This window comes from Streptomyces sp. NPDC002209 (genome assembly GCF_042890265.1).
Taxonomy (GTDB): Bacteria; Actinomycetota; Actinomycetes; order Streptomycetales; family Streptomycetaceae; genus Streptomyces.
Map to the genome: position 1 here is coordinate 352,089 of NZ_JBIARX010000004.1, position 25,164 is coordinate 377,252.

The 25,164-nt window shown below is 72.7% G+C and carries 20 protein-coding genes and 2 pseudogenes; 6 read left to right on the forward strand and 16 right to left on the reverse strand.

Translation table 11 applies throughout. The features are described 5' to 3' along the window. Positions 1-18 precede the first annotated feature (18 nt). A complete protein-coding gene (locus ACFYXK_RS11015; protein WP_389410847.1) occupies positions 19-2,562 on the forward strand; it encodes an ATP-binding protein in 2,544 nt (847 codons plus the stop codon). Here the strand turns inward: ACFYXK_RS11015 and ACFYXK_RS11020 are convergent. After that, entirely contained in the window at positions 2,555-3,481 is a 927-nt protein-coding gene (locus ACFYXK_RS11020) for a cytochrome P450 (RefSeq protein ID WP_389410848.1), read from the reverse strand. The genes ACFYXK_RS11015 and ACFYXK_RS11020 overlap by 8 nt on opposite strands. A gap of 54 nt (positions 3,482-3,535) precedes the next feature. Between ACFYXK_RS11020 and ACFYXK_RS11025 the strand changes: the two are divergent. Next, positions 3,536-3,793, forward strand: a pseudogene (locus ACFYXK_RS11025) (TetR/AcrR family transcriptional regulator C-terminal domain-containing protein); the annotation flags it as partial. Between the two features lie 73 nt (positions 3,794-3,866). Then, on the forward strand, positions 3,867-4,040 hold the full coding sequence (locus ACFYXK_RS11030; protein WP_389410849.1) for a hypothetical protein: 174 nt from the start codon (positions 3,867-3,869) through the stop codon (positions 4,038-4,040). Positions 4,041-4,133: 93 nt separating this feature from the next. Here the strand turns inward: ACFYXK_RS11030 and ACFYXK_RS11035 are convergent, their stop codons facing one another. From ACFYXK_RS11035 to ACFYXK_RS11065, 7 genes and pseudogenes are all read right to left on the reverse strand, one after another. After that, positions 4,134-5,339: a PP2C family protein-serine/threonine phosphatase gene (locus ACFYXK_RS11035; RefSeq protein ID WP_389410850.1), complete on the reverse strand. Its 1,206-nt coding sequence runs from the start codon at positions 5,337-5,339 to the stop codon at positions 4,134-4,136. Between the two features lie 84 nt (positions 5,340-5,423). Then, a complete protein-coding gene (locus ACFYXK_RS11040; RefSeq protein ID WP_389410851.1) occupies positions 5,424-8,225 on the reverse strand; it encodes a hypothetical protein in 2,802 nt (933 codons plus the stop codon). Beyond that, positions 8,222-9,334 (reverse strand): AAA family ATPase, encoded by a 1,113-nt coding sequence (locus tag ACFYXK_RS11045; RefSeq protein ID WP_389410852.1) that lies wholly within the window; start codon positions 9,332-9,334, stop codon positions 8,222-8,224. The genes ACFYXK_RS11040 and ACFYXK_RS11045 overlap by 4 nt, the downstream gene beginning before the upstream one ends. Positions 9,335-9,367: 33 nt before the next feature. Beyond that, positions 9,368-10,813: a VWA domain-containing protein gene (locus tag ACFYXK_RS11050; RefSeq protein ID WP_389410853.1), complete on the reverse strand. Its 1,446-nt coding sequence runs from the start codon at positions 10,811-10,813 to the stop codon at positions 9,368-9,370. After that, positions 10,810-12,234 (reverse strand): hypothetical protein, encoded by a 1,425-nt coding sequence (locus tag ACFYXK_RS11055; RefSeq protein ID WP_389410953.1) that lies wholly within the window; start codon positions 12,232-12,234, stop codon positions 10,810-10,812. Before ACFYXK_RS11055 ends, ACFYXK_RS11050 begins: the two co-directional genes overlap by 4 nt. A gap of 6 nt (positions 12,235-12,240) precedes the next feature. Next, positions 12,241-12,750, reverse strand: a pseudogene (locus ACFYXK_RS11060) (hypothetical protein); the annotation flags it as partial. Between the two features lie 87 nt (positions 12,751-12,837). After that, a complete protein-coding gene (locus tag ACFYXK_RS11065) occupies positions 12,838-13,116 on the reverse strand; it encodes a hypothetical protein (RefSeq protein ID WP_383511831.1) in 279 nt (92 codons plus the stop codon). A gap of 163 nt (positions 13,117-13,279) precedes the next feature. On the opposite strand from ACFYXK_RS11065, the gene ACFYXK_RS11070 reads away from it, so the two are divergent. Then, complete coding sequence (locus tag ACFYXK_RS11070) at positions 13,280-13,615, forward strand: hypothetical protein (RefSeq protein WP_389410854.1); 336 nt, start codon at positions 13,280-13,282, stop codon at positions 13,613-13,615. A gap of 122 nt (positions 13,616-13,737) precedes the next feature. Beyond that, on the forward strand, positions 13,738-14,724 hold the full coding sequence (locus ACFYXK_RS11075; RefSeq protein ID WP_389410855.1) for an NAD-dependent epimerase/dehydratase family protein: 987 nt from the start codon (positions 13,738-13,740) through the stop codon (positions 14,722-14,724). 5 nt (positions 14,725-14,729) lie between these two features. Here ACFYXK_RS11075 and ACFYXK_RS11080 read toward each other — a convergent pair whose 3' ends face one another. The 7 genes from ACFYXK_RS11080 to ACFYXK_RS11110 form a co-directional block, all read right to left on the reverse strand. Next, a complete protein-coding gene (locus tag ACFYXK_RS11080) occupies positions 14,730-15,095 on the reverse strand; it encodes an ArsR/SmtB family transcription factor (RefSeq protein ID WP_389410856.1) in 366 nt (121 codons plus the stop codon). Between the two features lie 151 nt (positions 15,096-15,246). After that, complete coding sequence (locus tag ACFYXK_RS11085) at positions 15,247-15,621, reverse strand: hypothetical protein (protein ID WP_389410954.1); 375 nt, start codon at positions 15,619-15,621, stop codon at positions 15,247-15,249. 236 nt (positions 15,622-15,857) lie between these two features. Then, positions 15,858-18,374, reverse strand: coding sequence for an acyl-CoA reductase (locus ACFYXK_RS11090; RefSeq protein ID WP_389410857.1), 2,517 nt, complete (start codon positions 18,372-18,374; stop codon positions 15,858-15,860). Continuing rightward, positions 18,371-19,552 (reverse strand): acyl-protein synthase, encoded by a 1,182-nt coding sequence (locus ACFYXK_RS11095; RefSeq protein ID WP_389410858.1) that lies wholly within the window; start codon positions 19,550-19,552, stop codon positions 18,371-18,373. The genes ACFYXK_RS11090 and ACFYXK_RS11095 overlap by 4 nt, the downstream gene beginning before the upstream one ends. Then, complete coding sequence (locus ACFYXK_RS11100) at positions 19,549-20,685, reverse strand: GNAT family N-acetyltransferase (protein ID WP_389410859.1); 1,137 nt, start codon at positions 20,683-20,685, stop codon at positions 19,549-19,551. Before ACFYXK_RS11100 ends, ACFYXK_RS11095 begins: the two co-directional genes overlap by 4 nt. Next, positions 20,682-21,986, reverse strand: a complete 1,305-nt coding sequence (locus ACFYXK_RS11105) for an MFS transporter (RefSeq protein WP_389410860.1) — start codon at positions 21,984-21,986, stop codon at positions 20,682-20,684. The genes ACFYXK_RS11100 and ACFYXK_RS11105 overlap by 4 nt, the downstream gene beginning before the upstream one ends. Continuing rightward, positions 21,983-23,257, reverse strand: a complete 1,275-nt coding sequence (locus ACFYXK_RS11110; protein WP_389410861.1) for a phenylacetate--CoA ligase family protein — start codon at positions 23,255-23,257, stop codon at positions 21,983-21,985. The genes ACFYXK_RS11105 and ACFYXK_RS11110 overlap by 4 nt, the downstream gene beginning before the upstream one ends. A 572-nt stretch (positions 23,258-23,829) precedes the next feature. On the opposite strand from ACFYXK_RS11110, the gene ACFYXK_RS11115 reads away from it, so the two are divergent. After that, the gene (locus ACFYXK_RS11115) at positions 23,830-24,156 is read left to right on the forward strand and encodes a hypothetical protein (RefSeq protein ID WP_389410862.1); all 327 of its coding nucleotides are present in this window, start codon (positions 23,830-23,832) and stop codon (positions 24,154-24,156) included. Positions 24,157-24,190: 34 nt separating this feature from the next. Here ACFYXK_RS11115 and ACFYXK_RS11120 read toward each other — a convergent pair whose 3' ends face one another. Continuing rightward, a complete protein-coding gene (locus ACFYXK_RS11120) occupies positions 24,191-25,159 on the reverse strand; it encodes an alpha/beta fold hydrolase (RefSeq protein ID WP_389410863.1) in 969 nt (322 codons plus the stop codon). Positions 25,160-25,164: the final 5 nt, after the last annotated feature.

Genomic DNA, 25,164 nt, shown 5'->3' on the forward strand with positions numbered 1-25,164 from the left:
ACGAGAAGTCGGCACCAGATGAGACGCGGAAAGCTCCGGATCTACCTCGGCTCGGCACCGGGCGTCGGCAAGACGTACGCCATGCTGTCCGAGGCGCACCGCAGGATCGAGCGCGGCACCGACTGCGTCGTCGGCTTCGTCGAGCACCACCACAGGCCGCGTACGGAGGTGATGCTGCACGGCCTGGAGACGACTGCGCGGCGGGAGATCGCCTACCGCGACAGCACCTTCACGGAGATGGACGTGGACGCCCTGCTGACGCGCAGGCCCGCGGTCGCGCTCGTGGACGAGCTCGCGCACACCAACGTGCCCGGCTCGCGCAACGCGAAGCGCTGGCAGGACGTCGAGGAGCTGCTCCAGGCGGGCATCGACGTCGTCACCACGGTCAACATCCAGCACCTCGAGTCGCTGGGCGACGTGGTGGAGTCGATCACCGGTGTCCGGCAGCGGGAGACCGTTCCCGACGAGGTCGTCCGGCGCGCGGACCAGATCGAGCTCGTCGACATGTCCCCGCAGGCGCTGCGCCGGCGGATGGCGCACGGGAACATCTACAAGCCCGACCGCGTCGACGCGGCCCTGTCCAACTACTTCCGCCCGGGAAACCTCACGGCGCTGCGCGAGCTCGCGCTGCTGTGGGTCGCCGACCGGGTGGACGAGTACCTCCAGGAGTACCGGGGCGAGCACAACATCCGCTCCACCTGGCAGGCGCGTGAGCGCATCGTCGTGGGCCTCACCGGCGGGCCGGAGGGGCGCACGCTCATCCGGCGGGCCGCCCGGCTCGCGGAGAAGGGCGCGGGCGGCGAGGTCCTCGCCGTCTACATCGCGGCCAGCGACGGTCTCTCCTCGGCCTCGCCCAAGGAACTCGCCGCCCAGCGCACCCTGGTCGAGGACCTCGGGGGCACCTTCCACCACGTCATTGGCGACGACGTCGCGCACGCCCTGCTGGAGTTCGCGCGGGGCGTCAACGCCACGCAGATCGTCCTGGGCGTCAGCCGCCGCCGGCCCTGGCAGTACGTTTTCGGTCCCGGGGTCAGCGCCACGGTGGCCGTCGAATCCGGCCCCGACCTCGACGTCCACATGGTCACGCACGACGCCGCGGCCCGGGGGCGCAGCCTGCCGGTCGTGCGCAGCGCCCGGCTGGGCCGCTCGCGCCTCGTCTGGGGCTGGCTGACCGGCGTCGTCGGGCCCGCACTGCTGGCCCTGCTGCTGCACCAGGTCGTGCCGGAGCTCGGGCTCGCGAACGACATGCTGCTCTTCCTCACCTTCACCGTGGCCGCCGCGCTGCTCGGCGGTCTGCTCCCGGCCCTGGCCTCGGCCGCGTTCGGCTCCCTGCTGCTGAACTACTTCTTCACTCCGCCGCTCTACCAGCTCACGATCTCCGACCCCCGCAACATCGTCGCCATCTCCATCTTCGTCGGCGTGGCCGTGTCCGTGGCCTCCGTCGTCGACCTGGCCGCCCGCCGCACCCACCAGGCCGCCCGGCTGCGCGCCGAGTCCGAGATCCTCTCCTTCCTCGCCGGCAGCATCCTGCGCGGCGACGATTCGCTCGAGGCCCTGCTGGAGCGGCTGCGCGAGACGTTCTCGATGCGGTCCGTGACGCTGCTGGAGCGCGCCGGGGAGTTCGAGCCGTGGACCACCGCCGCCTCCGTCGGATCCGATCCGGTCGGCCGTCCCGAGGACGCCGATGTGGACATGCCGATCGGGGAGAACATGGCCCTGGCGCTGTCCGGGCGGGTCCTGCCGGCCGAGGACCGGCGCGTGCTCGGGGCGTTCGCCGCGCAGGCGGCCGTCGTCCTCGACCGCCAGCGGCTGGTCGACGAAGCGGGCAAGGCGCGTGAACTCGCCGAGGGCAACCGGATCCGTACGGCTCTGCTGGCCGCCGTCAGCCACGATCTGCGCACACCGCTCGCCGGGATCAAGGCGTCGGTCACCTCGCTGCGCTCCGACGACGTCGAATGGTCCGAGGAGGACAGGGCCGAGCTCCTGGAAGGCATCGAGGAAGGCGCCGACCGGCTCGCCGCGCTGATCGGCAATCTCCTGGACATGTCCCGCCTGAACACGGGTTCGGTGGTTCCGCTGATCCGGGAGACCGACCTCGACGAGGTCGTCCCGATGGCGCTGGGCGGCGTACCCGACGACAGCGTCGAGCTGGACATTCCCGAAACCCTGCCCATGGTCGCCGTCGACCGCGGGCTGCTCGAACGGGTGGTGGCCAACGTGGTCGAGAACGCCGTCAAGTACAGCCCGCACGGCCAGCCCGTCCTGGTCGCCGCCAGTTCCCTGCTCGACCGGGTCGAGCTGCGGGTCGTGGACCGCGGCCCGGGTGTTCCCGACGAGGCCAAGGACCGGATCTTCGAGCCGTTCCAGCGGCACGGGGACGCTCCGCGCGGAGCCGGGGTCGGCCTCGGGCTCGCGGTCGCCCGCGGTTTCACGGAGGCCCTCGGCGGCACGCTGGCCGCGGAGGACACCCCGGGCGGCGGGCTCACCATGGTGCTCACCCTGCCCACGGCCGGGGACACCCCGCCGGCCGCGCCGGAGCTGCCGGCGTCGGTGGTCACGTGAGGGTGACCGGCAGCCGGTGCACGCCATGGATGTTCATGCCGGTACGCAGCGGTACGTCTGCGGCGGGGACGGCGAGGCGCAGTCCCGGGAAGCGGTCGAGGAGCGCGGGGAGGGCGACGCGCATTTCGACGCGGGCGAGTTGGGCGCCCAGGCACTGGTGGACGCCGTGTCCGAAGCCGAGCTGTCCGGTGGCCTTGCGGCGGATGTCGAGGGTGTCGGGGTCCGCGAAGCGGAGCGGGTCGCGGTTGGCGGCTTCGACGGAGAGCGTGACGCTCTCGCCGGCCCTGACGGTCCGACCGTCCAGTTCGACGTCCTCGAGGGCCACCCGGACCATGGTGTGGGCGACGCTGAGATAGCGCATCAGCTCTTCGACGGCGCTGTCGGCGAGGCGGTCGTGGAAGGTCTTGCGGTCCCCGTAGGGCACACCGAGCAGTTCGCAGATGACCAGGGTGGGGATGGGCTGCGCGAACGCCTGGACCAGGTCGGCTCCGGCGCCCTGCTGCCCCATGGCGTCCAGGTGCTCGGTGGTGATCTGCTCGATCCGCCGGGTCGGCAGGCGCATGCGGCGGGCCGTGAACCTGCCCGCGAGCAGCCGGCGGTAGCGGGTGTGGTCCGGGGCGTCCATCCCGGTCATGTCGCCGACGGGGGCCGGGGGCAGCGCGCCTTCGGGGCCGCCGGGGAACGGGAAGTGCATCAGCTCGTAGCGCGAGCTGAAGCGGGGGTCCGCCAGTACGGCTCGTACGGGGGCGTAGCCGGTGACCAGCCAGCCGTGGTGGCCGTCGGGATAGACCATGCGGCGGACGGGCTGCCGCTCGCGCACCTCGGCCAGTTCGCCGGGCGGGGCGAAGGGGCAGCCGGCAGGGCGCGCGGTGGGCAGCGAGGTCAGCGGCTCGTGGTTCACGTTCGCGTTCACGTTCACGGTTCGGTTCCTCCGGCGCATCGACTTGTACGGTGCGTCCACGCGGCCGACCGGGTGTGGGGCGAGATCGAGCCGCTGGACCCCGGCGCGTCCGGCTGGCGCGCCGCGGCGCGGGCCCTGGCCCACGACGCGCACGCGCTGGCCGCGCGACACCCCTGGCTCATCAACGCCATCAGCACGCACTTCGTGTACGGGGACGGGACGGCCCGGTTCCAGGACCACAGCTACGCGGTGTGCAAGGCGGCCGGGTTCACGGGGTGGGACCTCGACCGGGCCGTGAACACCGCCTACACGTTCGTGGCGGGCTCGGCCATCGACGGGGCGATGACGGCGGCGATGGCGAAGGCGCAGATCCGGTCGGTGGGGCGCCGAGGACGAGGGTCCGGTGCAGGACGTGGTGACGTGGGCGACCGGGATCGCCTCCCGCTACCCCCGGCTGCGGGCCCGTCTGGAGGAACACGCGGTGGCCGACCCGGCCGAGATGACGCACCGGAAGTTCGAGTTCGGCATCGAGGCCATCCTGGACGGCCTCGAAGCCCGACTGGCCCGACGGACCTGACAGGCCCGGCAGGCCAGGCAGGCCAGGCAGGCCAGGCAGGCCGCAAGTCCTGACGCCCCCCTTCCGCCCAACCCCCCGTCCTCGACGCCCTGCTCACGACTTGCGGCGGCGGATGCGGGCCGCGAGCACCGCTACGTCGTCCTCGGCGTGGCGGGCGTCCAGGCCGGCCACCACGGCGTCCACCAGGTCCTCGACCGCCGCGCCCACCGGCAGCCGCAGTCCGGCCAGCCGGGCCAGCGACACGTCGATGTCCTCGCCGCGCCGTTCCACCAGCCCGTCGGTGAACATCAGCAGGGTCTCCTCGGTGGTGATCGCCCGGGTGACGCCTTCGTAGCCGCCCACCCCGGTGCCCAGCGGCGGACCCACCGGCACGTCGACCAGGGCGGCCGAGCTGTCCGCTCCGAAGACCGCGGGCGGCAGGTGGCCGGCGCTGGCGAAGTCCGCGACACCGCGCGTGGGGTCCATCCGGACGAGCAGGCAGGTGGCCGGCCGGCGGGCGGGGTCCTCGGCGACCAGGGCGTCCAGTTGGCGCAGCACCCGGTGCGGGGCGAGGTCCGTGGAGGCCACGTCGCGCAGCGTGGAGCGGTAGGCGTTCATGTCCACGGCGGCGTCGAGCCCGTGGCCCATCACGTCCCCGACCACCAGCAGGGTGCGGCCGAAGTGGAGCCGGACCGTCTCGAACCAGTCGCCGCCCACCAGGGCCCTGGAGCCCACCGGCAGATAGCGGCTGGCCATCTCCAGGTTGGGGTGCGGCCGGCCCGGCTCCGACACGAGCGCGCGCTGCAGGTTCATCGCGGTGTCCTCGGTGGCGGCCAGCTCCCGGGCATGGCCGAGGTGCACCGCCGCCAAGCGGGCCGCGAAGTGGATCGTCGCCGCCTCGTGGTCGCTGAAGCCGCCCCGGGTGCGTACGGCGAGCACCGCGCCGTAGACCCGGTCGCGGGCCAGCAGCGGAACCGAGACGAGGTGCGCGGGGGTGCCGCCGGAGAGCACCACCCACTCGGAGAGCGGATGTCCGCCGTCCATGGCGCGTACGGAGGGCGATCCGCCGGGCGGGGCCGTCAGCAGTCCGGCGTCCCCGGCCACGGCCGTCCGGTTCAGCCCGCCGTCCTCGGCCCGCAGCTCCACCGCGACCGCGTCGCACAGGTTTCGGAACAGGAAGCCGGCCAGTTGCTCGCACGTGGCGGTCACGTCGAGACGCGTCCCGATCTGCTCGGCCGCGGCTTCCGTCGTCCGCAGGCGCGCGAGCAGCGCCTCGTACTCCCCCGGGGGCCCGGCGGACCTCCCGTCATGCTCCGACAAGACACCTCCCCGGCCCGGCAGCCGAAGAAGCCATTCCACCAGCCCGAACCGTCACCCGCACGTGCGCCGCGCGCCTGCCGGGGGTCAGGATGCGGTCAGGAGTGCCTCCAGGGCCAGGGCCGTTGTCGGGTGGTCGGTGGTCAGGGTCGCGCCCGAGGGGGTGCGGGTCGGCGGGGTCCAGGGGGCGTCGCAGCCCAGCAGGGCCGCCAGGGCGTCGCACGGCTCGGGGTGGGTGGTGAGCAGGGCGGCAGCCCTGGCGCCGGCCGGCGCCGGGGGCGCCTGCGGGGGGTCCTGCCACGGCGGGACCCAGGTGTCCAGTGCCGCGAGCCGGCCGGGGAAGATCCGCCCGGCCTCGCGGATCAGCAGCGGGGCCAGCTCCGCGCCACCGGAGCGCAGGGTGGTGATCAGGGTCGGCAGCCACGGCAGCAGCACCGGATCCGGCAGCCGCGCGAACGCGTTCGACACCGCCTCCACCACGAAGTCGGCCAGCTGTGGAACCGGCTCCAGCGCCTGCAGGAATCCGCTCAGGTAGCGCGGATAGGCGGGAACCACCAGGGGGTTGCCCAGCAGGCCGTCGCACCGCGCCCGCAGCTGCGTACGCGAGAGCTGCCCGAGGTGCACCTGCGCCGCCCACAGCAGCGCCACCTTCGAAGGCTCCTGCGGATGCGACTGCGCGAAGGCCAGTTCCAGCTGGGTCCGGTCGCAGCCCAGCGACAGCGCCAGGCTCTCCATGCCGAACAGGAAGCCCAGCATCGCCGCGACCTGCCGGACCGTCGCGTCCTCGTCGGTGAACGCCGTCGGCAGCAGGGTGCAGTAGTGCGCATAGCCGGTCTTGACGAACGACTCGATCCACGCCGGCAGCACCGGTTCACTGGTCCGGTAGTACCCCAGCAGCCGGCGCACCCGCCGCAGCACCTCCGGTGCACCGTCGACGCTGCGCTCGGTCGCCAGGACCTCCAGGGCCCGGGTGCCCAGTTCGTCGGCGAGACGACGGCTGCGCAGGTACAGCGTCGCGTCCTCGACGGCCTGGAGGACCGTCGCCGTGGTGGCCTGCGGCCCGTACGCGGTGCGCCGCAGGCGCTGCTCCAGGACCTGCTCGATGCTGACGCCCTCGTAGCCGAGCTCGATGAGGGCCCGCTGGTGGGTGCCCAGGGCGAGGTCCCACGACTCCTGGATCGGCCGTTCGCCGAGCCGCCGCTCGCCCATGATCGGCCGTGCGGAGCCCTGCGGCATCAGCCGGCGCAGCATCCACAGGACGTCGGAGCACTTCTCCAGCTCGGGACGGGAGGCCATGTCCAGCAGGGCCCGCCGCACACCGCGCTGCTGGAGCGCCAGGCCCAGCGGTGCGAGCCGGTCGTGCACGTCGCGCGCGAGCGGCGGCAGCGCCTCGTAGCCGACCTGGCCGATCCGGTCGCCGCCCATCATGATCTCGACGAGGCGGCGTACGTCGCGCCGGCCCGGCACCCGGTCCTTCTCGATGCAGGTGATCGCCGCGTCCTGGAAGTCGTACGGGGTGGGCTTGGCCCGGTCGCGCATCCCGGCCAGCAGGATCGACGTCTCGAACACGGCGATGGCGTCGGCCGTCGAGGCCAGGTAGCCGCCCCGCCGTGCGGCGCGCACGATCTCCACCGACCAGCCGAGCAGTTCGGCCTCGTCCAGCCGGTCGAGGACGGGCGGCCGCTGCAGGAATCCGGAGAGCATGTCGGCGGCCGTGTGGGAAGCCGCATCCTGCGCCGCCGGGGCGGGGGCCGTCTTCCGCGGCTTCGCCGTCTTCTTCGCACCTGCCTGCCCCGCGAGCCGGAACGGCTGCACCCGCGTCCGCTTGAGGTTCTTCGCCCACTGGGTGGCCGCTATCGACACGGAGCCGGCGGCGAGGCCGAACTGCGCCTCGATCGCGGCATGGCTGGACGGGATGAGTCCGTACTGCCACGTGCTCGCACTGGGCGGGCTGATCTCGAAGGTGTCGGTGCCTTCGACGCCGAACTCGGCGACGCGGCTGGCCGCGTGGAACGCGCCGCAGACGTAGAGGCAGTCCGCGGGATCGGTGCCCGTCGCGGCGAGGTGTGCACGCATCCTGGTCCACATGTGGCGCTCGCGGTCCTCATCGACGCGGACCCGCCCCGGGTCCCCGGGCGCGAGCCGCCGGAACAGGCTGCCGATCAGCAGCATGACCTGCCGGTACGTGTCGTGGTCGCTGTCGCCGAGGGGCAGTTCGACGTACTGGTGCCACCACTCCGACCAGTGCCGCACGCGGCCGTGGTGCAGCAGGTGCTCCTCCAGTTCGGCGAAGCGCGGTCGCAGGTCGCCGATCTCCACGCCGACGGCATCGCCGTGTAGCGCGGCCTCCTCGTCGGCCGGCGGGGCGTCCGGATCGGCCGGTCCGGCCGCGGACTGCGCCCCGGCCGCCTGCCACTGGAACACGTGGTCCGAGGAGCGGTCGACGAGGACCAGCTCGACGCCCGGCGTGTCCAGCGCGTAGGCGATCGCCTGGTACTCGGCCGACGCCTCGGTGATCGGTGCGACGACCGACAGCGGTGCCCATTCGGCGGGGAAGCCGTCGACCTCGCTCGCGAACGCCTGCACCGCCACCGGGAGCCGGCAGTTGCGCAGCTCGGTCAGGAGCGGCGCCATGTCCTCGCACAGCTCCAGGTAGACGACCTTCGGCTGTTTCTCCCGCAGCCGCCGCGCCATCGCGACGGCCGAGGCCGGCGAGTGGTGGCAGACGGGGAAGACCTCCAGCGGTTCGCGCACCGCGCGGTCGACGTCGTCGACGATGCCGAGGAGGATGCCCTCCAGCACGCCGGGGCCGTCGGCGAAGGCCGTGGCGGCCTCCTGCAGCTGGGTGCGCAGCGCGTCGAACGTCGTCCCCTCCTGTACGGGACTCATGACAGGGTGGCGATCGCGTTGCGGCCGCCCTCCAGGAACTCCGGCCAGGAGCCGCCCTCTTCCTTGCTGCGCGGCTCGACGACGCCGTGCAGGTACTTGTTGAGGATGGCCAGGTCCTCCGGCTCGCGCCGCGCCAGCGATCCGACGAGCGAGGAGGCCAGCGTCTGGGCGGTCAGGGTGCGCTCGCCGAAGAAGTTGCTGTGCAGGATCGCGTCCTCGAGCACGCCGATCTGCTCGGCGGTGGACAGGGCCGACTCCAGCTTCTCGTCGTCGCTGCCTGCCGCGGCCGCCGAGGCACGCAGATCGGTGAAGCTCTGCAGCAGCACGTCGAGCAGGGTCGGGGGTACGTCCAGCTCGATCCGGTGGCGGCGCAACAGTTCCTCGGTGCGGAAGCGGACGATCTCCTCCTCGCTCTTCTTGTTCGTCACCACGGGGATGCGGACGAAGTTGAAGCGGCGCTTCAGCGCGGAGGAGAGGTCGTTGACGCCGCGGTCACGGCTGTTGGCCGTGGCGATGACGGAGAAGCCGGGCTTGGCGAAGACGATGTTCTCACTGTCCAGTTCGGGGACCGAGATGTACTTCTCCGACAGGATCGAGATCAGCGCGTCCTGGACGTCGCTGGTGGAGCGGGTGAGCTCCTCGAAGCGTCCGATCGCGCCGGACTCCATGGCCGTCATGATCGGCGAAGGGATCATCGACTCCCGCGACTGGCCCTTGGCGATCACCATGGACACGTTCCAGGAGTACTTGATGTGGTCCTCGGTGGTGCCGGCCGTACCCTGCACCACCAGCGTGGAGTTGCGGCAGATCGCGGCGGACAGCAGCTCGGCCAGCCAGCTCTTGCCCGTGCCGGGGTCGCCGATCAGCAGCAGACCGCGGTCTGAGGCCAGGGTGACGATGGAACGCTCGACGAAGCTGCGGTCGCCGTACCACTTCTGGGAGATCTCCCGGTCGAGGCCGTCGGAACGCTCGGATCCCAGGATGAACAGGCGGACCATCTTCGGGGAGAGGCGCCAGGAGAAGGGCTTCGGGCCGTCGTCGACGGACTCGAGCCAGGCCAGCTCCTCGGCGTACTTGATCTCGGCGGGGGCACGCAACAGGTCGGACATGTCAGGGCCTTTCTCAGCGTATGCAGGGGGATATCAGGCGAGGAACGTCTTGAGTTCATGGACGAGTTTGCGGATGTGGCCGGAGAGCACCGGAGTGCCGAGGTCCTTGAAGCGCTCCCGGAACCACGGGTTGACGCTGCCGCGGCCGGAGCTGGTCACCGAGCCGACGGGGATGAACTTGGCACCCGACCGGTGGAGGGCGGCCATGCTCTCGAACAGCGGCTCGCTCCGCCATTCGTAGAAGTCCGAGATCCACACCACGACGGTGTTGCGGGGCTCGGCGACCTTCGGCTGGGCCAGCGCCATCGCGACGGTGCCGTCCGTGCCGCCGCCCAGGTTGGTGCGCAGCAGGGTCTCGAAGGGGTCGTGCACCCAGGGCGTGAGGTCGAGCGCCTGGGTGTCGTACGCGATCAGGTGGACGTCCACCTTCGGCAGTCCCGCGAAGATCGAGGCCAGGATGGTGCAGTTGACCATCGAGTCCACCATCGAGCCGGACTGGTCGACGACCACGATCAGCCGCTGCGGCGTCGTCTTGCGCGCGGTGTGCCGGTAGTAGAGGCGGTCGACGTACAACCGCTCTTCGTCCGGGCTCCAGTTGGTGAGGTTCTTCCAGATCGTCCGGTCGAGGTCCAGGTTGCGGAACACCCGCTTGGGCGGCACCGACCGGTCCAGGGCGCCGACCGTGGACTTCTCCACCTGGGTCCGCAGCACCTCGGCGACCTCGTCGACGAAGCGGCGTATCAGGGCCTTGGCGTTGGCCAGGGCCAGGCCGGACAGGTTGTTCTTGTCGCGCAGCAGTTGCTCGATCAAGGACATGCTCGGGGTCAGCTGCGCGGCGAGCTTGGGGTCGGCGAGCACCTCGCGCAGGTGCATCCGCTTGACCAGGTCCGCCTCGATGGCGCCGAGCTCCGGGCCGATCGCCGGGATCAGCCGGCTGAGGTCGGGGGTCCCACCACCGCCGCCGGAGCCGCTCGGGCCGGCGCCCGCTCCCCCGGCCCGGCCGCCGCGCAGCGATCCCGGCGTGCAGCCGAAGGAGCGCTCCAGCCATGCCGCGTCGGACTGCCAGCGCGCCAGCTGCCCGGCGGTGACGGTGCCGGGGGCGGAGGCGAAGACGTTGAGCAGCACCTTGGACACCAGGGCCGCACGCCGTACCTCGGCGGCGCGGTCGCGTCCGTCGTCGCCGACGCCTTCGGACGCGGTCCTGACCTCGGCCCCGGCCCCGGCCCCGGCCCCGGTCGGCACCATCAGGCCCTCGAACTCGGCGGCCAGTTCCGGGTGGCGCTGCACGAGCGCGTCGACGGACACGTGCGGGTCCAGCAGGGCGGTCGGCAGACCGATGTCCTCGACCACGGCCAGGCTCGCCGACTCCAGCGTCGCCTGCTCCTCCTGGTCGAACAGCCGGGCGAGGAGCCGCCAGTACAAGGCCTGCCGGCGGTTGTCTTCGGGCGCGGGGAGCACCTCGGGTTCCTGTCCGGTCACTTCCGCAGCAGCCTTCCCGCTCGTTCGCGCAGCACCGCCGCGGCGTCGGTGGCGGCCTTCTCGGCCTTTGCACCGGCCTTGTCGGCCGTGCCGCCCGCCCAGGCCCCGGCGTGCACCGCGACCGCCTTCTTCCGTACGGTGGTTTCGACGGCGAGCGGCTGGACGGTGAACGCCCCTGCGTCCCAGCGGAGCAGGCCGATGCAGGCGCTCGACGCCGCAACGGCTTCCGGGGTGAGGGGTCCGGCGGTCGGGATCCGGTCCGCTTCGACGGCCAGGTCGCTGCCGGCGACGGTCCACGTCAGTGTGCCGTCGTCCTCCTTCCTGGTGGCATGGCCCTCCAGGAAGACGGGCACGGCGATCCGTGCCGGATGCCGGTCCAGCGGTGCGGTCGCCGCAGCGGCCGCAGCGGGCAGGGCCACGCGGGCGGTGGCGAAGGCGTCGGCGGGCCCGCCCGAGCGCGCGTGCGCCTCGCTCCAGATCAGGTCGCCCTCGGCGGTGATCGGCATGTCGGCGAGCTCCATCGAGCGGCCTTCGCCGGCGGCCGCCAACAGGGACATGTGCGGGCGGAGCAGCTGCCAGAGACCGGCTTCGACGACCGTGTCGGGCTTCGGCACCGCGACGGCGGCCCGCACCAGGCGGGGCGCGGAGCCGTCCGCGGGTTCGAACACCGCGTGGACCTGGGCCTGTACGGCGGTCGCGTGCTCGTGCAGGTCGGTGCCGAGGGGCAGTAGCCTGCCGGTGGCCGTGCCGGTGGCGGGTACGCCGACCGCGCCGGGCAGCGTCAGCAGCAGGGCGCGCGACCACAGGTCCGCCCAGCGGCGTGCGGGGATGCGGTCCAGGGACACGCCCGGGCAGGAGGCGGCGAGTTCGGCGGCGAACCCGTCGAGGAGCGTCGCCAGGCGGCGCAGCTCCGGGTCGGGGAGCATCGCGGAGACGACGGGCGCCGAGGCGGAGACCAGGTCGTGGTCGATGCCCTGCCAGCCGGCGCGGGCGAGGTCACAGAGCCAGGCGCGGGCGGCGGCGAGCAGGTTCGGCGCCAGCCGTCCGCCGGGCGCAGGGGCGGTCTCCTCTCGGCACGCCCGGCCGGTCACCTCGCCGACGCGGGTCGTCAGTGCGTCGTGGACGGAGCCGAGCAGTGCCGTGCGGGCGGCGGCGAGGGCCACGAAGTGGTCTTCGCCGGCGGCTCCGGCCGCTGCCTTGTCGGCCGCTTCGGCGGCCCTGGCGGCCAGCGGCGTCCCCGCGACGGCCTGGGCGAGCTCGGTGAGCCCGGCCGCCTGGGCGGGACGGGGACGGAGCAGACCGGCGACGAGAGCCCCGTCGAAGGCGTCGACGGCCGCGAGGGCCTCGTCGAGCCCGGCAATGGTGTCGGCGAGCGGGCCGGTACGCTCCCCCGCGGCCGGACCGGGCTCGCGCGGGGGCACCCCCGTCGCTGCCGCCCTGGTCGGCGGGAACCACTGCATCTCCGGCAACGGTGAGGTGGTCGGGGCGAGTTCCAGGTAGGCCAGGTGGCGCAGGAACCGGCTGAAGACGGGCGCGGCGGCCCGGCCGTCCCCCTGCGGAGGGCGGGTGCTGCTCATGTCGGCGGCGATGCTCAGTGCCGTCGGCGCACCGCCCGCGCCGTCGACCCGCAGGTAGCGGGCCACGCGCGGGGCGCCGTACTGGAGCACGGCCTCGGTGATCAGGGCCTTGATGTGGTTGCAGAACGAGCCCCGCGCGCCGCCGCAGGGCCGGTTGTTGTTGGTGCTGCAGGCGAACGCATGGGTACCGGCCGCGACCGACGAGACGTAGACGCGCCCTATGTCCGAACCGCTGGACACCACGCCCTGCAAGCGCCCGTCGGCCAGCTCGACGAACGGGACCTTGGCGAGCTTGCGCGGCTGCGCGGGTGGTACCACCCGCGCCGTGCTCGACCTCTCCCAGTCTGACAACGCACCCATCTCCTATGCAGCAAGGGGAGTTCCGCGCCGATCGGCGGGACACTGCTGAACATAGGCTGGAGCACTGACAACGCCCCGGTCACGGCCTCAGGCGTCTGCGACCTGGGCCACCCAGCCGTACGGGAGTTCCGCCCCGTCGAGCGTCACCGCTTCGACGGTCCGGGTCCTCGGGTCGATGTCGGCCTGTACGCCTTCGCCCGCGTACCGCGGATAGCCGGAGGCCCCGAATTCACCGGTGGCCTCGACCAGCGCGGTGCGCAGCACACCACGGCGCGGGGAGCCCCCGGGATCGGTGAGCCCCGGGCGCAGGACGACGGTGTACCGGTCGGGGGCGGAGGCGGGGCCGGGCGCGGCGGAGGAGTTCATGCGGCCCAGGCTAGCCACCGACGGGGCGGCCGGCCGGTATCCGGAGGTGCCGGAGTTGCGCGGCTCGGCGGGAGCGCCGAGGGTGATGCCGTGTGGGTGTTGCCGATACGGGCCGGCGCCGAACACCGGCCTGCGGGCAGCACCCCGTCCAAGAGGAGCGAACATGGCTGAACCGGCCGACGGGCCTTCCTGCGAGTACAAGACCGAGCACTTCAAGGCCACGGAATACCGGACGGGCGACGGCAGACGCACGGTCAGGGTGAAGGGCGTGGCGGCCTGCCCCTCTTCGGGCTTCCGGCTCGCGCTGGAGCTCGCCAGCCCGCCGATCGTGGCGACGCCCGAGGTGCTCCACCTCAACCTGGTGGAGCAGGACCCCACGGGCACGGTCCTCACGGTCGTCACCGACACCGAGGTCGCGGGCGAGTTCCCCATCGGGGAAGAGGTCGAGTGGGTGCTGCTCCGGAACCTCGGCATCAACATCCCGGTCACCAGCGGCTAGAGAACTCACCCGTTCGGGCCAGCCATTTCTGGCCACCGCAGCGGCGGACCCGAATCCATCGACAGGTCCGCCGTCAGCGAATCCGTCTGGATGTTCGAGGTTCCCGGTGCTTGGGTGTCGGCATGGAGATCCTGGTTCTGGGCGGAACTGCATGGGTGGGCCGGGAACTGTCACGGCAGGCGATCGGGCGCGGCCATCGCGTGACGTGCCTCGCCCGCGGCGAGAGCGGCGAAGTCGCCGACGGGGCACGTCTGGTGGCCGCCGACCGCCGCGATCCCTCGGCGTACGAGCCCCTGCTCGACCGCGTGTGGGACGCGGTCGTCGAGGTGTCCTGGCAGCCGGGCTTCGTCCGTGGGGCGCTCGACGCACTGGGCGGCCGGGCCCGGCACTGGACGTACGTCTCCTCGGTCAGTGCCTACGCCTCCCACGCCACGCCGGGGGCGGACGAGTCCGCGCCGCTCCTGCCCCCGACGGACCGGAGCGAGGTCGACCGCGCGCTGTACGGCGAGGCCAAGGCGGCCTGCGAGCAGGCGTCGGCGGCCGCCCTGGGCGAGCGCCTCCTCATCGCACGCGCCGGCCTCATCGGCGGCCCGGGGGATCACAGCGGACGCTCCGGTTACTGGGTGGCCCGCGCCGCGCGCGATCCGCACGGGCCGATGCTGGTTCCCGGTGAACCGGCCGCACCGACGCAGACGGTCGACGTACGGGACCTCGCGGCCTGGCTGCTCGACGCCGCGGAGAACGGGGGCACCGGGACGTACAACGCCGTCGGTCCGGTCCTGCCGTTCCGGGAGTGGATCGAGCTGTCCCGTACGACGGGCGGGCACACCGGCCCCGTGGTCACCGCCGACTCGGCGTGGCTGCTGGCGAAGGGCGTGGCCGAGTACATGGGGGCCGAGTCGCTGCCGATGTGGCTGGTCGAGGCGGGCTGGGAAGGCTGGTCGGCCCGGGACGGGTCCGCGGCGTACGCCGCGGGACTGCGCCACCGGCCGCGGGCGGAGCTGCTGGCCGACACCCTGGCGTGGGAGCGCGAGCAGGGTCTGGACCGGGAACGGCGCGCCGGCCTCAGCGCGGGGCGCGAGCAGGAGCTGCTCGAGGCTCTCGGATAGGGCGCTCAGCGTCCGGGACCCGGCACCGCGGGGCCGGTCCGGGGTTCCACCTGCCGTAGTTCGGCGAGGAGTTCGCTCTGGCCCGCCAGGAGCTCGGTGAGGATACGGCGGGCCGCGCGCAGGAGTTCGGCGACGTCTCCGCCGGCGAGGGCGTAGTTGACGGTCGAGCCGTCGCGGGTGGAGACGACGATTCCCGAGCGGCGCAGGACCGCGAGCTGCTGGGACAGGTTGGACGGCTCGATGTCGATCTCGGCGAGGAGCTCGCGTACGGGCCGCGGGCCGTTCTGCAGGAGTTCCAGAACGCGGATGCGGACGGGGTGTCCGAGCATGCGGAAGAACTCCGCCTTCGCCTGGTACAGGGGTACCTGCATGCCCACGAACACTCCCGCCGTTGCTCTATGCCACCACCGCCCATCATTCCGCCCGATGGGCCCACGCGCGCCTCTGCTTGGCCAATTTCGGATGTGCCAGATTGAAGAATTCTTCAATTTGTGGGCATGCGTGGGCCCAAGAGAGCGAAAGCTACAGTTCCAGAGCTGATTCGATGCGCTTGAGCTGGTGCCGGGCCATCGCCAGGTTGGACCTGCCCTTGTCCAGTACGACGTACAGGAACAGGCCGTTGCCCCCACGGCCCTTGAGCAGCCGGATCAAGTGGTACTGGTTCCCCAGCGTGATCAGCAGGTCCTCGATCTCGTCCTGCAGGCCCAGCATGTCCATGGCACGGACCTTGGCCCGGATCACGTCGGTGTTGCCCGCGGCGGCGACCGCCAGGTCGAGGTCCTTGCCGCCGCCGAGCGTTCCCAGTGCCATGCCGCTGGTGTAGTCGACCAGTGCGACACCCAGGGTGCCCTCGATCGAGGTCATCGTCTCCTTGAGGGAAACTTCCACGTTCGCCATCGGCGCCCGCTCCTTCTTCTCTGCGTCCACGCCCCGCGCCGCTTCCGCTGCACGCCGGACCTCTCTTGTGAGACCGACGCTACTGAGCGTGCGGGGAAGCGTGAGCAGAACGGGAGATCTGACGGAAAACACCCCCTGGCCCGTCTAAGATCCGCCCCGGCAACCCCGGCACGGCACGCGCACCGGGGGCGGGGGCCCTCGTCTCCCGTTCTCCGGCTCCTGCGGAGCGGCCGGGGTCACCGCCTCCGGTCCACCACCGCCAGCAGCTTTCCGCTCGTCGCGGTACGGGACAGCGCAGCGCCGTCCACCACCTCGACCGTGAAGTCGAGCAGCTTCTCCGCCACGGCCGACCGCACCTCGGGGTACCCCGCCAGGATGGCCTCGCGCGCCCGGTCCGGGTCCGGGGCGTGGGCGCTCTCCATCCGCAGGGTGAGGCCCTCGCGGACGGCCCCGGCGGTCAGGACGGCCTGGAGCTCACCGCCGTAGCGCAGCTGTTCCTGCGCGATGGCCACGAAGCGGCGGTAGTTGAGGAAGTACGTCGCCACCCGCATCACCTCGCCCAGCCGGCCCAGCAGTTCGAAGCGCGGGGCGTGGCTGCCGCAGGGGCAGCGGCCGGGCAGGGCGCGCCCGAGGTCGCCGATGACGTACCGGTCGAGGTGCTGGCCGCGCCGCGCACGGGTGGTGAAGACGAGCCGGCCGGTCTCCCCCGGTGCCACGGGACGGTCCTCGTCGAGGTCGACGATCTCCAGGGTGTGCAGGTCTGCGTGGAGGTGGTGGACGCTGCCGCCGCTCCGGGTGCACTGGTAGCCGAGGGGGCCGAGGTCGGTGCTGCCGTAGGTGATGGAGTGGATGACCTCGATGCCGTACGTCTCGGTCAGCGTCCTGCGCTGTTCGTCGGTGAAGTGTTCGCCGCCGTAGTAGATCTTGCGCAGGCCTCCGTACGAGCGCAGCAGGTCGGCCTCCTCGTGCAGGAGCTGCCAGAGGTACGAGGGCATGCCGAAGAGCGTGTCCACCTCGTACGCGGCGATCATCTCCGCGGTGGCCCGGTGGTCGGAGCCCGCGGCCATCGGCATCTGGACGCCGCCGAGCCGCTCCAGGATGGAGAAGAAGCTGATGAACCCGCCGTACATGGCGCCGCAGTAGAAGAGGTTGGCCGTACGGTCGCGGGCCGGGTCGTACCCGGCGGCGAGGAGGCCGCGGGCGGCGGCGTGCATCTGCGTGTCGTAGTCCTCGTACGTGAACAGCGACAGGGCGGGCGTACCGGTACTGCCCCCGCTGCGGAAGTACAGCTCGGCGTCGCTCCGGTCGACCCCGCGGTTGAGGTCCTGCACGGCGGCCTTGTCCAGCAGCGGACCGGTGGGCTGCGGGAACAGGGCCGGGCGGGCGAGGTCGTCGAGGCAGGCGGTGGCGGCGAAGCGCTCGTCGGCCTGGACGGCGACGCGGCGGCTGTAGCGCTGGAGGGCGTAGACCCCGTCGTGCGGTTCCCCGGCGTAGCCCGCGGTCATGGCGCCGACGGGGGTGACCCGGGTGGCCCCGGCGGCCAGGACCAGGGCCGAGAGCTCGGCGATGTCGGTGCGGCTGCCCGCGATGCCCGCCGTCTGGAGGTAGCGGCGCATGGGACGCAGCGTCGCGATGAGGCTCTTGCGGGGCAGCGGCTTGACCCAGACGCTGCGGTGCAGCGGTGAGGCGGTGAGGGCCGGCCGGCTGTCGGCCATGACCCGCCAGGTGCCGTCGGGGGCGGCCAGGACGCGGGTGAGGCCCAGGTGCTCCTCGAGGCGGGCGAGGTGCTCGGTGGTGGTCAGCTCGGCGTACTCGGCCGGGTCGAGGTCCGCCGCGGCGGGCGCCGGCTGCGCGTCCAGGGCTGCGGCGAGGCGCTCGGCGCACGCGTGCAGCGCCTCGGTGTTCCCGGGCTCGGTGTCGAGGTAGACGACCTGGGGGCTGGAGCAGGCCTGCTGCTCGAAGAGGCAGATGTCCCGGGCCAGGGCCGTCAGCGTCGCCTCGTCGGCCCAGACGTCCTGGGTGAGGTACGCGAAGGAGATCTTGTGTCCCCACTCCACCAGGCGGCAGCCGGCCGGGACATGGGCGGCGACGCCTTCGACGGCGGACTCGCCGCCCCACACCGCGACGGCGTCGGCGGGGGCGCACATCAGGCGCAGCCATTCCTGGCGGGAGGAGGGGAAGCGCAGCACGATGATGCGCTCGGCGAGGGCGCCGGTCGGGTCCTGGGCGGCGAGTTCGGCGAGGAGGTGCTGGGCGAGGAAGGTGTCGGAGCTGCTGGTCTTGAGGACGTTGACGTTCCCGGCGAGCAGCCCCTCGATCAGGCTGAGCGGGGCGACGGTGGCGGCGTTGCCGGGGGCTATGTGGGCGACCAGGCCGACGGGCGCCCAGGCCTCGTACACCGTCTCCTTGGCGTCGGGGCGGTTCAGCCGCTGCGGGGCGGCGCCGCCCAGCTCGCGCCGGAGCTTGCGGGTGAGGGAGCCGCGGGCGAGGAAATCCGCCAGTTCGGCCAGGAGTTCCTCCCGGCCCGTGTCGCCGTCCGCGGGCAGGTGCGGGGCCAGCCGCTCCCGTACGCGGTGGCCGGGGTCGCGCAGGGCGCGGGAGAGGGCGTCGCAGGCGGCGAGGACGGTCTCGGTGTCCAGGGGCGCACCGAGTGCGGCCTCGACGGCGGTGGGCAGCGTGGTCAGACGGCGGGCGGCCTCGTCGTCCCCGATGAAGGTGCCCTGCCAGTAGTGGTGGTTGATGGTGTCGGTCATGACATTCCCTTCATCAGTTCGGCGGCGGCCACGGCACAGCTGCGGTTGCGGCTGACGCCGGCCCGGCCGTGGATCGTGAACCACGGGGTGGTCAGTTCGCAGCCGCACTCCTCGCCCGGGTGGAGCGAGGCGAGGTCGCCCATGACGACGCTCTGCGCCGGTACGGAGGTGATGTACGGGGACACCAGGTGCAGGTAGCCGCGCTCGCCGTACGGGAGGGGTTCGAGGGTGCGGGTGGAGCGGATGAAGACGCGGGACCAGACGGGTGCGTGGAGGTTGTGGTGCGCGCACTCGATGTACGGGATGCAGTGCTCGACCGACCCGAAGGTGTCGCGGATCCGCTCGGAGGGGACGCCCAGCTGCTCGGTGACGCGGGCGTACAGCTCGTGCTTGCCGATCTGCCGGTCGGTGTGGCCCTTCCAGCCGCCGCCGAGGATGATCAGGGACCCTTCCGGGAGCTTCAGGGGCTCCAGGCCCATGGCGCGCATCCGCTCCAGCGTGAACCAGAGGAAGGCGGGGAAGCCGAGGATGCGGACGGGCACGTCGTCCTCGGCGAAGCGGCGCAGCGCGGCGACGCAGCCGAAGGGGTCGAACTCGTGGCCGTTGCCGGTGTTGCGCAGCGCGTACGCGACCTGCCGGGCCGGGGCGAAGTCGCAGAGGTAGTTGTCGGTGAACGAGGTGCCCAGGTTGAGGTCGCGGGCGGGCTCGTAGCTGTAGAGCAGGTAGTTGACCGGCTGGTCGGGGGTGATCCAGCCGTTGTGGTCGAAGATGCGGGCGACCATGCGCTGGGCGGAGCGGATGGTCCACTCGTCGAAGAACATCTGCGACTTCTGTCCGGTGGTCCCGGAGGAGGTCAGGTGGAGGTGGACCGCGTCCTCGGGTACGGACAGGACCTCGTGGCGCTTGAAGAAGTTCGCGTGCACCAGGGGTGCCTCGTACGGGGTGTCCGGACGCTCCCCGTCGTACAGGCTGCGGAAGAACGGGGACCGGTCGCGGTGCCAGCTGTTGGTCTCCGCCATGGCGGCGGCGAACAGCTCTTCCTCGGCGGGACCGCAGGTGTAGGGCTCGGTCAGGTCGCAGAGCTGCTGGACCCGGCCGAGGGCCGCGGGGTCGGGGACGTCCACGGGGGCGAGATGGGGTTTCGGGGAGGCCGTGGAAGGGGTCGTGGAAGGAGTCATGGAGCAACCTCACGTACGGGCAGATGGGTCGACGCCCAGGCCGACACATAGGAATCGAGGAAGGGCTGGAGGGGCGGGTCGACGACCACGCCGCGGAAGTCGATGTGCTCGGTGGTCCGGGACATCACCACGTAGTCGTGGAAGCCGTCGCCGTCCCGGCGCATGGCCGGGTACAGGGCCCCGGCGATGAAGCCCTGGGCGGCGAAGGCCGAGAGCGCGGCGTGGTGTTCCAGGGGTACGAGCGCCTCCACGTAGCCGGCGCCGGCGCGGGTGAGGGTCCGGGTGACCGGCTCCAGCCAGCCGGCGGCGGCCGCCGGGTCGGGGTGGGCGGTGACCAGGGCGCAGTAGCCGCCGGTGCGGTTGAGGTAGGCGTACACCTCGAAACCGCCGTCGTCGGGGGTGAGGAGGATGTTGGGGGTGTGCAGCGGGTAGAACCAGCGGCCGGTGTCGGGGAAGTGCTGGTGGAAGCGGCGGCGGACGAAGGCGGGTGCCTCGATCATCTCCAGCGGCCGTGCGTCCGGCCCGGCGGGCGCGGGCAGCGGGGGCGTGGGCCGGGCGTCCGCGTAGCTGATGCCGAGGCTCGCCCCGGCGGTGCGCAGGAGCGGTACCAGGGAGGCGGGCACTTCTGCGACGGGTACCCGGCGGTCCAGCACTCCGGGCGAGTGACGCGCGTAGAGTGCGAGGCTTTCGCGGCTGCTGAGTTCCACGGCGTTGGGCAGGATGCCCAGGGGGCGGAAGCCGTTGCGGGCCACGACGCGCTGGGGTCCGGCGCTGACCGTACGGACGGTGGCGTACACGGAGTCGAGCGTCCCGGCATCGAGCGTGCCGGCGCACACCGCCTCGGTCAGCTGCCCGGCGAGCCCGGATCCGCGCTGGTCGGGGTGGACGGCGAGCCCTTCGAGGCGGCCGACGCGGCTGCCGGGTTCGCTGTGGACCGCGGCCGATCCGGCGAGGGCGCCGGTACGGGGGCAGCGGGCGACGAGCCAGTGGGTGTGCGGGTCCCGGATGAGCCGGGACATCTCGGCGGGGTCGGTGCCCAGGGCCGTGGGGTAGTGCGGTCCGTAGACGGCGTAGTAGAGCTGGCGGAGATCGGCTATGTCGGCCGGGGTGGCCTGTTCGATCACGGCGGTCATCGCGCGTCTCCTGCGGGGGCCGGCGCGGACACGGGCGCGGCGGGGGCCGTGGCGCCCGCCGTGTGCCCGGGCAGCAGGGCCAGGGCGAGGGCGGCGGGCACGAGTCCGGCCGCCTGGATCAGGCACAGCGTCTGGGCGGAGAGGTGGTCGCCGAGGAACCCGAAGAGCAGCGAGGCGACCGGGAAGGTCGCGCCGAGGACGGCCTGCATGACGGCGAAGAACGCGGGCTTGTCGGCGGCCGGGACCAGCCGCTGGAACAGGGCCACGAAGCGGACCCCGATCACCCCGACGCACCAGCCGGTCACCAGCAGGGCGCCCGCGATGGCGGGGCGTGCGGCGATCAGGCCGGGGACGGCGAGGGCGGCGGCCATCGCGGCGAGGCACGCGGTGCCGACCACGGCGGGCCGGCCGGGTACCCGTGCGCCGGTGAAGGAGCCGACGAGCGTGCCCACGCCGAGCGACGCCTCCAGGAGGGCGACGGTGGCGCCGTCGCCGTGCAGTACGGAGGCGGTGTACAGCGGCATGACGACGAAGACGGCCGTGGTGAAGAGGTTGGCCGCGGTGAAGCAGAGCAGGATGCCGCGCACGTACGGCAGGGCGCCGAGGATCTGGCGCAGTGTCCGACGCGGTGGCGCGTCCTCGCCGTCGCCCTGCACGTCGTGCGGCTCGGGGCCGGCACCGGCGGTGCGGAACCGTACGGTCGCGATGAGCAGGGCGGCCGTGGCGTAGGCGGCGGCGCAGCCGGCGGCGAGGCCGGCCACCCCGGCCATGTCCACGACGAGGGCGCCGAGGAGGGCTCCGCCGAGGCTCGCCAGCGACTGGGTGGACAGCTCGAAGCCGGTCGCGGCCTCGATGTCCGCGTCGTCCACGAGCTCGGGCACGGAGGTGGTCAGGCACGGGTCGAAGAAGGCCTGGCAGGTCGCCAGGGCCAGGGCCGCCGCGTAGGCCGCGGGGACCGGGAGGTCGCTCGCGCCGGCCCAGACGGCCAGCGCGGCGGCTGCCGCCGCGGCGCCGCCGGCGGCGGTGCGCAGCAGCGAGCGGTGGGCGAAGCGGGCGATGGCCCGGGCGACGAGCGGGGCGAGGACCACGGCGGGCAGCGTGCTGACGGCCATGAACAGTCCGGCCGCGAACCCTCCGTCACCGGAAGCGGCGTAGCCGATGAGCCACCAGGAGATGCCCACCTGGAACATGCGGACGCCGGCCTGGGTGAGCACCTGGCCCAGCCATACGGTCCCGAAGGCGCGGTTGCGCAGGACGAGGGGGAGCCTGCGGGCGGCGGCCTCGGATGCCGGGGCGGTCATGCGGTCGGCCTCTCGTCGATGACGCGGACGAGCTTGCCGGAGCGGGAGTTGACCACCAGGTCGCGGTGGCGGGCCCACTCGACGCGGAGCGGGTGGACGAATCCCGCGGCGACGCTGTCGGGGTAGAGCGGCCGGGCGGTGTTCAGCCCGGTGACGACCTCCTTGGCGAAGACCTCCAGGCCGGCCGGGTCCTGGCCGGGGGCGGTGGCCAGGCGCAGGACGAGGCCGTCGCGGCCCTCCCAGCGGCGGACGACGAGCTGCACGCCCGTGACCCTGCCCTCGGTGTCGGCCTCGGCGACGGCGTTCGTGACGTCCTGGAAGTACAGCGAGACGGGGCCGACGCGGACGCCTTCCTCGGCTCGGCCGAGGATGCGGAAGGCGCCGCCCTCGGTGTCGGTCCACTCCGCGCGGTCGCCGGCGGGGTAGCGGATGACCGGCATGAGGCGGCGGAAGAGCTGCGTGACGACGACCCGCCCGGGCCGGCCCGCCTCGCGTATCGGTTCGCCGGTCGTCTCGTCGAGGATCTCGACGACGGTGTGCGGGGCGAACGGGCGGTGCGTGCGCGTATCGTCGTGCGTGCCGGGTACCGGGCGGCCGAGGAGGCCGCCGTCGACGCTGGCGTAGCCGAGCGAACGGGGCGTGGCGCCCGGGAAGGCGGCCGAGAGGAGGCGGCGCTGGTCCTCGAAGAGGGCTTCGCCGCCGAAGAACAGGAATTCGACGCCGGGCAGTTGGCGGCCGGCCGAGGTCAGGTGCTCGGCGAGGCGGCACAGGGTGGTCGGCGTGCCGGCCACCACGTGGGCGGCGAAGTCCTCGAGCGTGGTGACCGTCGACTCGAGCGGGGCGCCGCCGCCTATGGGCAGCCGGACGTTGGCGACGGGGGCGTGCGCGAGCGAGTCCAGGACGAACAGGAAGCTGGCGTAGAGCTCGCCGGCGTAGAAGAGGTCGGCGACCCTGTGACCGGGCCGCAGGCCGGCGTCGACCATCCCGGCGCCGAAGGCGGTGACGAACTCCTGCCATTCCTCGCGGGTGTAGGCGGAGAACCGCGGCGTCCCCGTGGTGCCGCCCGTCTTGAATACGACGGCTTCCCCGAGGGGGGCGGTCAGGACGCGGTTGTCGTGGAGGGTGTTGGCGGCCCAGAACCTGTCCTGGTCCACGACGGGTACATCGGTGATCCGGCTCACGTGCGGCGGCAGGTCCGCGTAGAGGTCGGCGTAGAAAGGAGAACGGTCACGGGCGAAACGCACGAGGTCTGAAAACTGCTGGACGGGCATGCTGCCTTTACCTCGGAAGATGAAAGTTGAAATAGGCGGGAGACGGGCGACGCGTCGGGGCGGCGTGGTGGAACTCACACCACTCTCACCCGTTGATCAGTCAACAATGCGTACGTTGCGCAGAGTTGGCGAGCGCGGCCGCAACCTGATGTCTGTTCACATGATGAGACAAGAGGAACGCACCGCCAAATCGATCGAGGCCCGCCTCGGCCAAGAACGGCAGACTTCTGGCCTGCGGGGCCGAAACCGCGCCGACGCCGGGAAACGGGGAGGCGACCGCGCGCCGCCCACCAGCGCCGACATCTCCCGGGCCCGGCCATCACAATGTCCAAAAACCCCGGGTGTTTTCCGAAGGAAAACAACGGCATTGCCGAAGTTGCGGTCCGGCCATAATGAATGACACCTCAATTGCTTCGAACTCCCGCACAGGGCAAGGCAATTGATGCATTCGGCGGAGGGACCCGCCGGGTCGGCGGGCCGGCCGGATTCAGGGCCGCCGAGCCCGACGGGAACTCTGACCCCGGCAGGCGGCCGTCCGTGTCCCCGCCGCCCGGCGCATCGTTTGCGCAGGCATGACGACGACGCGCTCCACGCTCGCCACCACGGCGCGACACCGGGCGGCTCCGGACGACGGCGGCCGCCCCCCGTACGTCCCCCCTCCCCGGCAGCCGGCCCACGCGGCCGCGGCCGCCCCGCTGTTCGAGCAGCTCGCCCGGGAGTGGGCCGCGCGCGGGGCCACCGTGCCGGGGCTGCCGGATCCGGCCTGGCGCCGGCTGGTCTCCTGGGAGCACTTCGAACGCGAGACCGCGGCCACGGTCCGCAACCTGCACCTGCGCGGCCCGGAACCCGCGCCGGAGCCCGTCTCCCCCGGGAACCCGCCCCGGTGGAGGCGGGCCTGAGGCCGGGACCGGGCCAGGGCCGGCAGTCGCACGCTCACCCTCCGGCGAGGGCCCGGCCCGCGACGAGGCGGATGGCGCCGATCGTCAGATCGGGGTCGTGCACCTGTACGTAGTGGTCGCTTCCGGTGGCCAGGAGGTGCGGGGTCTGGTTCCCCAGCTCCACCAGGGCCTGCTGGACCTCGGGCCAGGCGCGCTCGAGCGGTGCCAGGACGGCCCGCGGGCTGCCGGCGGGGGCCGCGAACGGCTCCGTCTTGCTGAGCACGGCCATCGGGACCTTCGGCAGGGGCTTCGCCGCCTTCACCGCGTCGACCGCACCGTCGACGTCGACCTTCTCGAACCGCGGATCCGCGTCGAAGGGCGTACCGGGGTTGTTGAGCAGCTTCAGGTACGCGGGCCACTGCGCGGCGAAGAACGGCTGCATGTTCGTGCCGAACGCGTCGACGAAGACGAGTCCGGCGGTCTTCTCCGGATGCTGCTGGGCGTACAGCCGGGTGATCATTGCGCCGAAGGAGTGGCCGACGAGCAGGTAGGGACCGGGCACGTGAGCCGCCGTCAGCACCTTGTCGAGGTCTGAGGCCATGGCGGCGAGGGAGCGGGTGCCGGTCACCGGCGTGCTGCGGGTGGTGAGTGCCGGAGGGTTCGCGTAGCGGATGGTTCCGGGCCGGTCGTACGTACACACCCGGGCGAAGGCCGCGACCCCCGGGAACACGGCGGGTGACTTCGGGACGGGTGGCCGGGTCTCGGTGAAGTTCCACGTGTCGGACGCATCGTGCAGCCCGGACTCCAGGACGACCGTGGGGCGGCCGGTCCCCTTGCAGCTCAGATGGAGCCTTCGGCCGCCGCCCACGTCGACCGGGCCGGAGAAGTCCTTCGCGGCCGGGCCCGGCCGCGAAGGGGAGGCGGCCGGGGCGCCGCGGAGGGCCGAGGTGCCGGCGCAGCCGGGCGCCACGGCCAGTGCCGCCGCGACCAGGGCGGCGGTCAGGAGCGGAACCCGCTGTCGCATCGGCT

Excerpts from the sequence above, each read along its gene's own strand:
- ACFYXK_RS11085 (WP_389410954.1), bottom strand. The coding sequence starts at position 15,621 with ATGGCGAACGTGGAAGTTTCCCTCAAGGAGACGATGACCTCGATCGAG.
- ACFYXK_RS11120 (WP_389410863.1), bottom strand. The coding sequence starts at position 25,159 with ATGCGACAGCGGGTTCCGCTCCTGACCGCCGCCCTGGTCGCGGCGGCA.
- ACFYXK_RS11065 (WP_383511831.1), bottom strand. The coding sequence starts at position 13,116 with ATGAACTCCTCCGCCGCGCCCGGCCCCGCCTCCGCCCCCGACCGGTAC.
- ACFYXK_RS11015 (WP_389410847.1), top strand. The coding sequence starts at position 19 with ATGAGACGCGGAAAGCTCCGGATCTACCTCGGCTCGGCACCGGGCGTC.
- ACFYXK_RS11070 (WP_389410854.1), top strand. The coding sequence starts at position 13,280 with ATGGCTGAACCGGCCGACGGGCCTTCCTGCGAGTACAAGACCGAGCAC.
- ACFYXK_RS11110 (WP_389410861.1), bottom strand. The coding sequence starts at position 23,257 with ATGCCCGTCCAGCAGTTTTCAGACCTCGTGCGTTTCGCCCGTGACCGT.
- ACFYXK_RS11105 (WP_389410860.1), bottom strand. The coding sequence starts at position 21,986 with ATGACCGCCCCGGCATCCGAGGCCGCCGCCCGCAGGCTCCCCCTCGTC.
- ACFYXK_RS11040 (WP_389410851.1), bottom strand. The coding sequence starts at position 8,225 with ATGAGTCCCGTACAGGAGGGGACGACGTTCGACGCGCTGCGCACCCAG.
- ACFYXK_RS11075 (WP_389410855.1), top strand. The coding sequence starts at position 13,738 with ATGGAGATCCTGGTTCTGGGCGGAACTGCATGGGTGGGCCGGGAACTG.
- ACFYXK_RS11095 (WP_389410858.1), bottom strand. The coding sequence starts at position 19,552 with ATGACTCCTTCCACGACCCCTTCCACGGCCTCCCCGAAACCCCATCTC.
- ACFYXK_RS11115 (WP_389410862.1), top strand. The coding sequence starts at position 23,830 with ATGACGACGACGCGCTCCACGCTCGCCACCACGGCGCGACACCGGGCG.
- ACFYXK_RS11090 (WP_389410857.1), bottom strand. The coding sequence starts at position 18,374 with ATGACCGACACCATCAACCACCACTACTGGCAGGGCACCTTCATCGGG.
- ACFYXK_RS11100 (WP_389410859.1), bottom strand. The coding sequence starts at position 20,685 with ATGACCGCCGTGATCGAACAGGCCACCCCGGCCGACATAGCCGATCTC.
- ACFYXK_RS11045 (WP_389410852.1), bottom strand. The coding sequence starts at position 9,334 with ATGTCCGACCTGTTGCGTGCCCCCGCCGAGATCAAGTACGCCGAGGAG.
- ACFYXK_RS11080 (WP_389410856.1), bottom strand. The coding sequence starts at position 15,095 with ATGCAGGTACCCCTGTACCAGGCGAAGGCGGAGTTCTTCCGCATGCTC.